The organism is Arthrobacter sp. KUASC02 (assembly GCF_059739395.1).
Map to the genome: position 1 here is coordinate 1,474,696 of NZ_AP046053.1, position 12,517 is coordinate 1,487,212.

Sequence of the window (12,517 nt, forward strand, 5' to 3'; positions counted from 1 at the left end):
TAAGCGCAGTTGTTGCGTAGACTAGTTCTCCGGTGTTGAAAACACGATGATGGCCTGCGCCCCGTGAAGTTTGCGGGAAGTGTGGTGTGATTGGTTTTCGATCCATAGGGTAGTGGCGCAATTGGTAGCGCAGCGGTCTCCAAAACCGCAGGTTGCAGGTTCGAGTCCTGTCTGCCCTGCGCAAGCGGTTCCGGCGGTTAGCCGGAGCCAGCGCAGCAACCATGGTTCAGTTCAGAGCCGGGTATCCGACATTTGCGAGGATGAGTGAGGACCAGGTGACCGAAACGGCTGCAAGCAGCTCCAAGGGCCGCCCCGCCAAGAATGCCGCCAAGGCCGGCTTCTTCGCTCGCATCGCACTCTTCGTCCGCCAGGTCATCGGCGAACTGAAGAAGGTCGTAGCACCCACCCGCAAGGAACTGATCAATTACACGCTCGTGGTGCTGGTGTTCGTGATCATCATGATGCTCATTGTTACCGTCCTGGACTTGGCTTTCGGGACCGGAGTGAGCTGGGTCTTCGGCGGCACAGGCCCCGCGGACCGCTAAGGCGATCCGTCCGCAGACTGCGTGGAATGCTCCGGGAATCCGGAAGCATTCACGGGGTGTGCGGAATTGAGCCATTTAAATAGGCATGTTAGGCAATGAGGAAGCAGGAGACCAAGTGTCTGAGCAGGAGCTCGAGGTAACTGAGACTGAGCTGGATGGGTCCACGGACAGCACAACAGACGCCGCGGCGGTAGCCGGGGAAGAGTCAGAGGTTGAGTCTGCTGCGCCCGATTCCATCGACGATTCCTCTGAGGCCGACGCTGACGCTGATGCTGACGACGCCGAAACGGACGAAGACTCTGACGACGCCGAAGCCGGCTCCGAGGACGATGAGGCTGACGCCCTGGCCGCCGCGGCCGCCAAGGCTGAGGTTGATCCGGCCGAGGAATTCAAGGCCAAGCTGCGCCGCCAGGAAGGCGACTGGTACGTCATCCACTCCTACGCGGGTTACGAAAACCGCGTCAAGGCCAACCTTGAGACCCGCATCCAGACTTTGGACATGGAAGATTACATCTTCGAAATTCAGGTCCCGATGGAAGAAGTCGTTGAGATCAAGAACGCTCAGCGCAAGGTCATCAACCGCGTCCGCATCCCCGGCTACGTTTTGGTCCGCATGGACCTGACCGACGCTTCCTGGGGCGCCGTCCGGCACACCCCCGGCGTCACCGGCTTCGTGGGCAACGCCCACAACCCGGTCCCGCTGCGGCTCGATGAGGTCTTCTCCATGCTCGCCCCCGTCTTCGAAGAAGAGCAGGCCGAGAAGGGCAAGCCGGTCAAGCACGCCGCCGCTCCCGTGGACGTCGACTTCGAAGTCGGCGAGTCCGTCATCGTCAAGGAAGGTCCCTTCGAGACCCTCCCCGCCACGATCTCCGAGATCAAGATCGATTCGCAGACCCTCGTGGTGCTGGTCTCCATCTTCGAGCGCGAGACCCCGGTCACCCTGGCGTTCAACCAGGTCACCAAGATCTAGCAACACCCCACCAGAATTCGCTTCAGGGCTGCCCGCTTAGCAGCCATGTAGCGGCCGGTCGCCTCGCCATGGCGGCCACCAACCTGAGGCACGCTCCTGTGTCCCAGGACGAAATTGAGAGAAGGACCCTACATTGGCTCCCAAGAAGAAGGTCACCGGCCTCATCAAGCTGCAGATCCAGGCAGGTGCCGCTAACCCGGCCCCGCCGATCGGTCCTGCGCTTGGCCAGCACGGTGTCAACATCATGGAATTCTGCAAGGCGTACAACGCTGCGACGGAAGCCCAGCGCGGCAACGTTATTCCTGTTGAAATCACGGTCTACGAAGACCGCTCGTTCACGTTCATCACCAAGACCCCGCCGGCTGCAGAGCTCATCAAAAAGGCTGCAGGCGTCGCCAAGGGTTCAGCTACCCCGCACACCGTCAAGGTTGCCAAGCTGACCCAGGCCCAGGTCAACGAGATCGCTTCCACCAAGATGGAAGACCTCAACGCCACCAGCCTCGAAGGCGCAGCGAAGATCATCGCCGGCACCGCCCGCTCCATGGGTATCACCGTCGAGGGTTAATTCCCCACCGCTGATGCGGCGTCGGCACTCGGACCGTAAGAAACCGAGGACGACGGCGGACAGCACCGCCGGGCAACCGGCACCACCTAAACATAGAAATGTTGGACATCCGGTCCGGACAAACCGTTTCGGGATTCCAACTGTGGCAGGGCCCAGCGCGGTCCGCGGACCACAACTGCACAAGGAGAATAAGCAGCATGGCAAAGCGCAGCAAAGCATATGAGGCAGCCGCCGCCAAGATCGACGCGGAGAAGTTCTACGCGCCGTTCGAGGCAGTGACGCTCGCCAAGGACACCAACCCGTCCAAGTTCGACGCCACCGTTGAGGTCGCTTTCCGCCTGGGCGTAGACCCTCGCAAGGCCGACCAGATGGTCCGCGGCACGGTCAACCTGCCGCACGGCACCGGTAAGGTCGCCCGCGTCCTCGTCTTCGCAACGGGCGACAAGGCAGAAGCAGCAATCGCTGCCGGCGCCGACTTCGTTGGTTCCGATGACCTGATCGAAAAGATCGCAGCCGGCTGGACCGACTTCGACGCCGCCGTCGCCACCCCTGACCTCATGGGCAAGGTTGGCCGCCTCGGTAAGGTCCTGGGTCCGCGTAACCTGATGCCGAACCCGAAGACCGGCACCGTGACCCCCGACGTCACCAAGGCTGTCAACGACATCAAGGGCGGCAAGATCGACTTCCGCGTCGACAAGCACTCCAACCTGCACTTCATCATCGGCAAGGTTTCCTTTGACGCCGTCAAGCTGGCCGAGAACTACGCAGCAGCACTGGAAGAGGTCCTTCGCCTGAAGCCGTCCGCTTCCAAGGGCCGCTACATCCAGAAGGCCACCGTGGCTACCACGTTCGGCCCGGGCATCTCCGTTGACCCCAACGTCACCAAGGTCCTGACCGAGGTCTAATCCTCAGCAGTTCCGCATGAAAGACCGTCCCGCAGTTGCGGGGCGGTCTTTCTGCGTCTCCGCCTCCATTCCCCTGGCGGAGCGTCCGTTGGCTGAGAGTCCGCCCCCGGTTAGGCTGTCCCCGTGAATGCAGCGGCTTACGTCATCGAACCCCTTGTCCTGCCCGACGCAATCGATTCCCCGGAGGCCGGCGAGTTCCTGGAGTTCGGAGCGCTCAGCGATGCCCTGGTGCTCGGAACCTGGGGTAACGCGGACCGCCTGGCACCGTTGGCCACGAGGCTTCAGTATTGGCGGGACAGCCCCTACGCACAGGTGAGGCTCTTCTTCGTGCGGCTGCGCGGTCGGATGGTTGCGAGGTCCTGGATCCGCATGGGGGTCCAGGAAAACCTCCAGACCGCACTCCTGCACGTGTCTGTGCTGAAGGAGTTCCGGGGGCTGGGCATCGGCCAGGCGCTGCTGGGCCACGCCGAGCAGCTGGCAGCATCGCACGGGCGCACCATACTTCAGACATTCACGGAGCACCCGGCAGACTTCGACGCCGACGGGTCCGGGCTGCTCCGGCCGGCAACGGGAACGGGCGGAGTGCCCGCAGACGCGGACGGTGTGCGTTTCGCCCTGCAGGCCGGCTACCGGCTGGAACAGGTGGAGCGCTTCAGCGCCCTGTCCCTCCTAACGGCGGACAGCAAGCTTTCTGCACTGGAAAGCGAAGCGGGGAAAAAGGCGGCGCAGCAGTACGAGTTGCTGCATTGGACGGACCGTTGCCCTGAGGAACATGCGGAACAACTCGCAGTCCTGGTGTCCCGCATGAGCACGGACACGCCCGCGGGTGGCCTCAACTACGACGAGGAAACCTGGGACGTGACCCGGGTCCGGCACGTGGAGAAAACGTGGAAGAAGGCCGGCCTGAACTCCCTGGTGGCAGCCGCCCGGCACCGTTCGACCGGGGAACTGGCCGCGTACACCGTCCTTCAGGTGTCAGACGGGAAGCCGTGGCTGGCCAACCAGGACGATACCCTCGTGGCCCGCCATCACCGGGGGCACCGCCTGGGAATGCTGGTCAAGATCCTCAACATCCGCCGGCTGCTGGCCGGTTATCCGGAGGTGGAGCGAATCATTACGTTCAACGCCGCCGAAAACGACCACATGCTCTCCATCAACGTGGCGCTCGGCTTCCGTCCCGCGGGGTACGACGGTGAATGGCAGAAGACGCCGTGATCGGCCTGGCGATCACCGCCGTCGCCATCCCGCAGCCCGGGGACGAAGGGACGGGACTGGCCGCCAGCCTCCTGGCGTGCCGTGCGCTCCGCGACGGGCACCATCTGGCCAAGTGGGGAAACCTGGACCGCGGATCCACACTCCGGGAAGACCAGGAATACTGGCGCGGAACCGATTACGAGGAACGTCTGCAGTTCCTGGCAACGCTGGATGGCGTCCCGGTGGGTACCTGTGCGGTGGTGCTGCCGCTCAAGGAGAACATGTCAGTGGCCTGGATCGACGTGCTGGTTGCTGCCCCGTATCGGCGGCGGGGGATTGGCAGGCGGCTGCTGGCGGTTGCAGAGGAAGCGGCCCACAGTCGTGGACGCAGGGTATTCGAAGGCTACTGCGAGGAGCCCGTCCAGGAGCAGCAGCCGGGCACGGAAGAACTCCCGGCGAAATCCGGGAGCGGCGGTGTTCCGCTGAACCTTGCCTCAACGTGCTTCGCCCTGGCCTCCGGTTATGAACTGGAGCAGGTGGAAAGGTCCGGCAGGCTGCGGCTGCCTGTGGACCCGGAGCTGCTGGACGGACTGGAAGCCGACGCCAGGAAGCACGCGGACGGCTACCGGGTTGTGGCGTGGCAGGGCAGCTGCCCGGAATCCCTCGTGGATGCCTACGCCGCCCTGAAACGGAGGATGAGCGCGGACGTGCCGACCGCCGGGCTGGAAGCCGAGGTCGAAGACTGGGACGCGGCGAGGGTGCGCGTTGAGGAACAAGGCTGGGAGCGCAGCGGTGTGGTGGCGCTGGTGGCCGCGGTCCAGCACTCGGGGACAGGAGACCTGGCAGCCTTTACGGTGCTGGGCTACCGTCCGGAGCGGCCCCGCGTTCTGATCCAGGAAGACACGCTGGTCGCGGCACCGCACCGCGGCCGCCGGCTGGGAATGCTGGCCAAGATCGCCAATATCAGGCTCGCCCGGGAGGCGTGCCCGGCTGCGGAGTCGGTCATTACATGGAACGCCAGCGAAAACCGGCATATGCTGGCGATTAATATTTCGCTTGGATTCAAGCCCGCCGGCTTTGAAGGTGAGTGGCAGAAACGACTGGAATGACGCCCTCTATGGTTAAAGACGTACGGATCGAACAACTCTGGATTCCCGATTCCCTCGACGGGCCCGACAGCGCCGATTTCCTGGCCGCCGTCGAAGTGAGCCGGAAGGTCCGGATGCAGACATGGGGGAGTGACGATCTCGCCTACACCCCGCTGGAAAAGCTCCTCGAACTTGCCGATCCCTACGAACGCCAGATCATCCTCGTTGCCAGGGTGGACGGCGAAATCGTGGGCACGGCAGACATCGCCCTGCCCCTGGCCGATAACCTGGACCTCGCGGAATTCACGCTGGACATCCTGCCCGAGTTCCAGCGCCAGGGAGTGGGACGCCAGTTGCTGGAGGCGGCGGAGCAGTTTGCCCGGGCTGAAGGCCGGACGTCGATCCTGATCGACACCAACCATCCCGGCGTCTCATTGAACAGCGAGGTCGATGACCAGCTGGTCCCGGGCTCCGGCCTTGGCTTCGTTCCGATGGGAAGCCGGGAAGTGGAGTTTGCCCGCAAGACCGGCTACACCCTGCAGCACATCGAGCAGTTCAGCTCGTGCCTGTTGCCGCTGGACACCAAGCTGGTCGCGGAACTGTCGGACGAAGCGGAGCAGGCCAACGCTGGCCGCTACCGGTTGCATCACTGGACGGACCGGTGCCCGGACCAGTGGCTGGACGCGGTGGCGGCCCTCGAAAACCAGGCAGGCGAGGACACTGAACCGTCGTCAAGGACCGACGAGCAGATGGTGTTCGACGGCGCCATGATCAGGAAAGCGGAAGAGGCCACCATTGCGCAGGGACGGCGCACGGTGGTCACCGCCGTCGAACACATCGCCACCGGGATGCTCGTGGGGCTGACCACCATCAGTGTCCTTTCGCAGCGGCAGGACGTGGTGTTCCAGGACGACACAGTGGTGATGCAGGAACACCGGGGCAACAAGCTGGGCCTGCTGATTAAGGTGGCCAACATGGAACGGCTCACCGAGCAGTTCCCTGATGCCAGGGTCATCTACACCTGGAACGCCCCGGAGAACAGGTACCTGCTCAAGGTGAACCAGCAGCTGGGGTTCACCACGGCGGGCGTCACGGGGATCTGGCAGAAGGACCTCCCGGACCTCGGGCCCAGCAGCAGCTGAGCCGCCCGATTTGGAGTACGGGCAGCCTTGCCCGTAAGCTTGAACTACCAAAGACCGTCGGTTGTTGGAAATCCACTCTCCTGAGCATCGCTCAATTCTGCAGTTGTGTGCGGGAGAGCCAGTGGATTTCCGGACGAAGGACCCTGAACATAGGGCGGCCGGCGCAGGTGAACGAAGCAAAGCTCCGCGGTTAGAACTGCGTTGAGCCAAGCCCCGTGCATCTGCGCGGGGCGTTTTTAGTTTTAGCTCACCTTGAGCGGGGACCCGGAATACCGGCACTATCCCCGGAAGGAGGGTTATGGCAACGCCTGCAAAGGTTTCAGCAGTAGCTGAGATCACAAACGATTTCAAGGAATCGAACGCCGCTGTCCTGACCGAATACCGTGGGCTCACTGTTGCACAGCTCAAGCAGCTGCGTGTTTCTCTCGGCCAGGACACCAAGTTCTCGGTCGTCAAGAACACCCTGACCGCCATTGCAGCCAAGGAAGCTGGTGTCGAAGCATTCGACGGACAGCTCGCCGGCCCCACTGCAATCGCGTTCATCAAGGGTGACGCAGTTGCGGCTGCCAAGAGCCTGACGGATTTTGCCAAGACCAACAAGCAGCTGGTCATCAAGACCGGTTACTTCGAGGGCAAGGCCCTGAACGCCAGCGAAGTTGCTGCCCTGGCAGCACTCGAGTCCCGTGAGCTGCAGCTCGCCAAGGTTGCAGGGATCCTCAAGGCTCCTGCTGCCGCCGCTGCACGCATCATCGACGCCCTGCGCCTCAAGCTTGAAGAAGAGAACGGTGCACCGGCAGCTGCCGAAGCGCCCGCCGCTGAAGAAGCACCGGCCGCAGAAGCAGCAGAGACCGAAGCTCCGGCCGAAGCCGCAGCCACCGAAGAGAACTAATTCTCTTTTAGACCAGACTCCGGTGCGAGGACTACGGCCCAGGCCGCCAAGCACCACCTATAGGAAGGACGCCACACCATGGCGAAGCTCACCAACGAAGAGCTCATTGAAGCTTTCAAGGAACTGACCATCATCGAGCTCTCCGAGTTCGTCAAGCTCTTCGAAGAGACCTTCGAAGTTACCGCTGCTGCTGTTGCCGTTGCTGGCCCCGCTGCCGGTGCTGCTGAAGAAGCTGAAGAGAAGACCGAATTCGACGTCGTTCTCGAATCTGCTGGCGACAAGAAGATCGCAGTGATCAAGGAAGTTCGCGCCATCACTTCCCTGGGCCTCAAGGAAGCTAAGGACGTTGTTGACAGCGCTCCGAAGGCCGTCCTCGAAGGCGTCACCAAGGAAGCTGCCGAGAAGGCCAAGGAGCAGCTCGAAGCTGCCGGCGCCACCGTTACCCTCAAGTAACACACGCTGCTTCACGGAAACCCCGTCCACTCCGGTGGGCGGGGTTTTCTGCGTCCGGAGCGGCATCAACAGCCGCACCAGCCGCCCCGCGGACACCCCGCACCACCCCGCACCAACAACCGGTGAAGTTCAGAAAAAGATTGTGGACTCTCCTTTTCATGCACTTCCCGCAGCCCTAGACTTTGGCTTTGTGCCCACCGGCCACCAACGTCAAGGAGCTCACACGATGACCGATCCGACCCCCTCGCCTTCCCGCCGCGCCATGCTTACCGCAGCCCTGGTCGGCGGGACCGCCGCCGCCACCACCTTCGCCGGAGCCCCCGCGGCGCAGGCCCGCCCGGCCCTCCGGCCAGAGGACAAGAAGCAGTTCACCCTGACCGTGCTCGGCACTACCGACCTGCACAACAACGTCTTCAACTGGGACTACTTCAAGAACACCAGCTACGCCGACGCTGCGGGCAACAAGATCGGCAACGCCCAGGCTTCCACCCTCATCAAGGCCATGCGGGCTGAATGCGGCGCAGCGAACACGCTGACCATCGACGCCGGCGACACCATCCAGGGCACGCCCCTTGCCTACTACTTCGCCAAGATCAGGCCCGTCTCCGATTCGGTCACCCACCCCATGGCCCTGGCAATGAATGCCGTGGGCTACGACGCCGTCGGACTCGGGAACCACGAATTCAACTACGGCATCCCGCTGCTCCGCACCTGGGAGAAACAACTGGACTTTCCGCTGCTCGGCGCCAATGTCCACGACGCCGTGACCGGCCAGCGTGCATTCACTCCCTACGTACTCAAGCGCATCAAAACGGACAACGGGTGGCTGACCGTGGGACTGGTCGGATTCGTGACTCCCGGCTGCGCGCTGTGGGACCGGGACAACGTCCAGGGGAAGCTGGACTTCAACGGCATTGTGGAGGAAGCCAGGACCGTCATTCCGCAGATGAAGGCTGCCGGAGCCGACGTCGTGATCGTCTCCAGCCATTCAGGCGCGACGCCGGGATCCTCCTACGGCGACGCCCTGCCTTTCCCGGAAAATGCCTCCACCCTTCTTGCCGAGGAGGTCCCGGGCATCGACGCCATCCTGGTGGGCCACGCGCACGTGGAGATCCCGGAACGCTTCGTCACCCACAAGGCCACCGGCAAGCAGGTGCTCCTGACGGAGCCCCTGAAGTGGGGCATGCGGGTTTCCGTGATGGACCTCCGGCTGACCAAGGAGAGGGGCCGGTGGAACGTCACCTCGGCGTCCTCCCACCTGCTGGACGCCAAGACGGCTGAGCCGGATCCCGCCGTCGTCCGCGCTGTGCAGGCCGGGCACGAAGCGACCGTGAAGTATGTGAACGAGGTGATCGGCACGTCGACGGCGGCGCTGAGCACCGGAACCGCCTGCTGGCAGGACACTGCGGCTATCGAAGCCATCAACTTCGTCCAGGCGAGCACCATCAAAGCAGAGCTTGCGGGTGGCGCAAACGCCGGCCTCCCCGTCTTGTCCATTGCCGCGGCGTTCTCCCGCGCCGTGGATGTAAAGGCGGGACCGCTGACCATCCGGGACGTCGCCGGGCTCTACATCTTCGACAACACCCTGCTGTCCATCAAGGTCACCGGAGCGCAGGTGAAGGCCTACCTCGAATGGTCGGCGCAGTACTTCAAACCGGTCACCGGCACCACTGCCGCCGCTGCCGACGTCACCAATTCCGTCACCCCGACGGCACCGGGCGGAACGCCCGACTACAACTACGACGTCGTCTATGGCCTGGACGCCCCGCTCACCTACGACATCGACCTGGCCCGGCCCGTGGGAAGCCGGATCTCGAACCTCAGCTACGGGGGAGAGGCCTTGCGCGCGGACCAGGAATTCGCGATGGCCATCAACAACTACCGCCAGAGCGGCGGCGGGAACTTCCCGGGCGTCAAAACCGCGCCCGTGCTCTCCAACAGCCAGCAGGAGATCCGGCAACGGATCATCGACTACGTTGTGGACAGCGGCACCCTTGACGCGGCACTGTTCAGCCGCAGCGACTGGCGGCTGGTGGTCAACGGCCAACCATTGACGGTCATTCCCTAAACGGTGCGGGCTAGGCGGGGTCGCTGATGTCCGCGACCACGGCGCCCAGCGCCGTGGTCAGGGCGTCGGCATCCACGAAGGCGCTGTATCCGTGCTGTCCGGCCCCCATGGAAATCCGGCGCCCTGCGATGGTCGCGTCCGCGTAGACGGGCCACGCCCTGATGCTTCCCAGCGGGGTGATGGTGCCGCGTTCATAGCCGGTGGCTTCCAACGCGACGTCCGCCGGCGGCAGCGAGAGCTTGTTGACGCCCAGCAGCCCCCTCAGCTTGGGCCAGGAGAACTGCCGGTCCCCGGGGACCAGGGCAAAGAGGAAACTGCCGTCCTTGTGTTTGACCACCAGGGACTTCACGATGTCCGCCGGCGTTATGCCCAGGATGCCGGCGGCCTCCTCAAGGCTCTTCGCTGCGAGCCGCTCCACTATCTCGACCTCGAGCCCGCGCGCGGCGGCGTCGGCCAGGAAACGCTCCCTGCCGACACCGCCGGAGGTGGTGCTGCTGCTGGTGGCCGCGTCTGGGGATGAGGCCACGGTCAGTCCCGGTACAGCAGGAGAGCTTCGCCCTGCCCGCCGCCGCCGCACAGGGATACGGCGGCCCTTCCGGTGCCCCGGCGTTTCAGTTCATGGGCTGCATGCCCGGCCAGGCGCGCACCGGAGGCTCCGATGGGGTGGCCCAGGGCGATGGCTCCGCCGTGGATGTTGCACTTCTCCAACGGGTACTTGAGGTCCTTGAGCGACTGCACCGCAACGGATCCGAAGGCCTCGTTGATCTCGATGAAGTCGAGGTCCGCGGTGGTCCATCCCGCCCGGTCGAGGGCATTCCTGATCGCGTGTGAAGGCTGCGAATGCAGCGAATTGTCCGGCCCCGCCACCTGGCCCGGCTTGCCCACCACCGCGAGGTAGTCCAGGCCGTTTTCTTCCGCGAACTTCCGCGTGCTCAGCACCAGGGCCGAGGCGCCGTCGGAGAGGGGAGAGGAGTTGCCGGCCGTGATGGTGCCGTCGCTGACGAATGCCGCCCGCAACCCGGCCAGCGATTCCACCGTGGTGTTGGGGCGCACGCCTTCATCCTCGGAGACAACAATGGGATCGCCCTTGCGCTGCTTGACGCTGATGGGTGCGATTTCGTCGTCGAAGACGCCGTTCTTGGCCGCCAGCGCGGCCCGCTGGTGCGACTGGGCCGCCACGTTGTCCTGCGATGCCCGGTCGATGCCAAGAACCAGGTTCTTGCTCTCGGTGGACAGCCCCATGGACTGTCCGTCGAACGCGTCCGTCAGGCCGTCGTGCGCGGCCACATCCAGCGCCTGGACGGTCCCGTAGGTCCAGCCCTGCCGGGACCCCGGCAGGATGTGCGGGGCCCGGGTCATGGATTCCTGCCCGCCGGCAACGACGACGGCGGCATCACCGCTGCGGATCATGCGGGCGGCGTCGATGACAGCCGTCAGGCCGGAAAGGCACACCTTGTTGATGGTGACAGTGGGGACGTTCCAGCCGATGCCAGCGCCGATGGCGCTCTGCCGTGCCGGGTTCTGGCCGGCTCCCGCCTGCAGCACCTGGCCCATGATGACCGCATCCACCTTGTCGGCGCCGACGCCGCTTGCGGCGAGGGCCGCCTTGATGGCATGCGCCCCGAGTTCCACCGCCGTGAAGCTGGCCAGCTGGCCGTTGAGGCGGCCCTGCGGCGTGCGTGCCGCAGCGAGGATGACAACATCGTTGTTGTCTGGGGAGTTGCTCATGGTTATCTCTTCCGATCTGTGACGGTGTAGGCCAAGGCTATCGTGAGCCGAATCACCTATCCATTCAAACGCACCTGGCGCAGGGTCCATTCCACCCGCCTTTCCTGCCGCCCGCCCCTCATCCGGCAGGGCGCCCCTCATCCGGCCGCCCGCCCCTCATCCGGCCGGGCGCCGGGTGCCGGCGGGGGTGACGACAGGGGAGAACTCCCCATGCACCGGAAATGCGGGTGCCCGCGGCGTTGCGTAGGGTGGAAGGAGTTTCAGCAACGGAAAACAGGGAGCAGCATCTTGAAGAACGTCCTCGCCGCGGCAGCCATGCTAAGCCTCGCCGGGCTCACGGCCTGTTCCGTGTCCACCCCGGCCCCGGGGGGCACATCGTCGTCGGCCGCAGCGACGTCCGCAACATCCGCGCCGTCTCCGTCCTCCAGCCCGGCGGCTCTCCAGTCCGGGGGCGCCAAAGAGGCCTGCGAGTTGTTCAACTCGCTGTACGCGGAGTATAGGGCCAGCGAGCCCACGTCCAACGCCTATGAAGCGATCTACTCCAAGGCATGGAAGGCCAAGGACGCCTACACAGGAAACCTGAGGGGACTGTTTTCGTCGCTAAGCGCTCTCACTATCAGCCACTCTGCCGTCGTCGAGAAGGGCGGCCAGCCGGACCAGTCGGCCAAGGACGCCGTGCGTGATGCTGTCTTTGCCAACGCCGGCGACTGCACCGCCGAGGGCGTGACGCTCACGCTGTAAAACCCAACTAGGTGCCTCCGGCAACAGTGCTTGCAATAACCGGGGAAGTGGGGTAGACACGCGCGCCGCTTTGCCGTATCGTAGATATTTGCGTCTTCCCTGTTTACCTTCAGCCTTCATATAGCGGTGGGCTTTGCCTAGCAGCTGTTCCATCGACGTGCCGTCCGAGACGTGCATCAACATGAACAGCCTGGGTCCCGGGTCATATAGCGGAACCGGACTGGTAGCG

The 12,517-nt window shown here is 64.1% G+C and carries 13 protein-coding genes and 1 tRNA gene; 12 read left to right on the forward strand and 2 right to left on the reverse strand.

Going from position 1 to position 12,517, the window contains the following annotated elements:
- Positions 1-106: 106 nt before the first annotated feature.
- The 11 genes from AC6JAC_RS06750 to AC6JAC_RS06800 all read left to right on the forward strand — a co-directional run bounded on the left by AC6JAC_RS06750 (position 107) and on the right by AC6JAC_RS06800 (position 9,819).
- A tRNA-Trp gene (locus AC6JAC_RS06750) sits at positions 107-179 on the forward strand.
- Between the two features lie 81 nt (positions 180-260).
- Complete coding sequence (gene secE, locus AC6JAC_RS06755) at positions 261-545, forward strand: preprotein translocase subunit SecE (protein ID WP_028269597.1); 285 nt, start codon at positions 261-263, stop codon at positions 543-545.
- A gap of 115 nt (positions 546-660) precedes the next feature.
- On the forward strand, positions 661-1,515 hold the full coding sequence (gene nusG / locus AC6JAC_RS06760) for a transcription termination/antitermination protein NusG (protein ID WP_028269596.1): 855 nt from the start codon (positions 661-663) through the stop codon (positions 1,513-1,515).
- A 133-nt stretch (positions 1,516-1,648) separates the two neighbouring features.
- The gene (gene rplK / locus AC6JAC_RS06765) at positions 1,649-2,080 is read left to right on the forward strand and encodes a 50S ribosomal protein L11 (RefSeq protein ID WP_003803853.1); all 432 of its coding nucleotides are present in this window, start codon (positions 1,649-1,651) and stop codon (positions 2,078-2,080) included.
- Positions 2,081-2,277: 197 nt separating this feature from the next.
- Positions 2,278-2,985, forward strand: a complete 708-nt coding sequence (rplA, locus tag AC6JAC_RS06770) for a 50S ribosomal protein L1 (RefSeq protein ID WP_028269595.1) — start codon at positions 2,278-2,280, stop codon at positions 2,983-2,985.
- Positions 2,986-3,108: 123 nt separating this feature from the next.
- On the forward strand, positions 3,109-4,200 hold the full coding sequence (locus AC6JAC_RS06775; protein WP_497964043.1) for a GNAT family N-acetyltransferase: 1,092 nt from the start codon (positions 3,109-3,111) through the stop codon (positions 4,198-4,200).
- A complete protein-coding gene (locus AC6JAC_RS06780; RefSeq protein WP_497964045.1) occupies positions 4,182-5,288 on the forward strand; it encodes a GNAT family N-acetyltransferase in 1,107 nt (368 codons plus the stop codon). Before AC6JAC_RS06775 ends, AC6JAC_RS06780 begins: the two co-directional genes overlap by 19 nt.
- An 8-nt stretch (positions 5,289-5,296) precedes the next feature.
- Entirely contained in the window at positions 5,297-6,409 is a 1,113-nt protein-coding gene (locus AC6JAC_RS06785) for a GNAT family N-acetyltransferase (RefSeq protein ID WP_028269592.1), read from the forward strand.
- Between the two features lie 298 nt (positions 6,410-6,707).
- On the forward strand, positions 6,708-7,298 hold the full coding sequence (gene rplJ / locus AC6JAC_RS06790) for a 50S ribosomal protein L10 (RefSeq protein WP_028269591.1): 591 nt from the start codon (positions 6,708-6,710) through the stop codon (positions 7,296-7,298).
- A 78-nt stretch (positions 7,299-7,376) separates the two neighbouring features.
- On the forward strand, positions 7,377-7,751 hold the full coding sequence (rplL, locus tag AC6JAC_RS06795) for a 50S ribosomal protein L7/L12 (RefSeq protein ID WP_028269590.1): 375 nt from the start codon (positions 7,377-7,379) through the stop codon (positions 7,749-7,751).
- A gap of 226 nt (positions 7,752-7,977) precedes the next feature.
- Positions 7,978-9,819 carry a bifunctional metallophosphatase/5'-nucleotidase gene (locus AC6JAC_RS06800; RefSeq protein ID WP_497964048.1) on the forward strand — a complete coding sequence of 614 codons (1,842 nt, stop codon included), beginning with the start codon at positions 7,978-7,980 and terminating at the stop codon, positions 9,817-9,819.
- A 10-nt stretch (positions 9,820-9,829) separates the two neighbouring features.
- Here the strand turns inward: AC6JAC_RS06800 and AC6JAC_RS06805 are convergent, their stop codons facing one another.
- Together AC6JAC_RS06805 and AC6JAC_RS06810 are read right to left on the reverse strand one after the other, a co-directional pair.
- On the reverse strand, positions 9,830-10,345 hold the full coding sequence (locus tag AC6JAC_RS06805; protein ID WP_028269588.1) for an aminoacyl-tRNA deacylase: 516 nt from the start codon (positions 10,343-10,345) through the stop codon (positions 9,830-9,832).
- A 2-nt stretch (positions 10,346-10,347) separates the two neighbouring features.
- Complete coding sequence (locus tag AC6JAC_RS06810) at positions 10,348-11,547, reverse strand: acetyl-CoA C-acetyltransferase (RefSeq protein WP_028269587.1); 1,200 nt, start codon at positions 11,545-11,547, stop codon at positions 10,348-10,350.
- A gap of 288 nt (positions 11,548-11,835) precedes the next feature.
- On the opposite strand from AC6JAC_RS06810, the gene AC6JAC_RS06815 reads away from it, so the two are divergent.
- Positions 11,836-12,288 carry a hypothetical protein gene (locus tag AC6JAC_RS06815; protein WP_028269586.1) on the forward strand — a complete coding sequence of 151 codons (453 nt, stop codon included), beginning with the start codon at positions 11,836-11,838 and terminating at the stop codon, positions 12,286-12,288.
- Positions 12,289-12,517 lie beyond the last annotated feature (229 nt).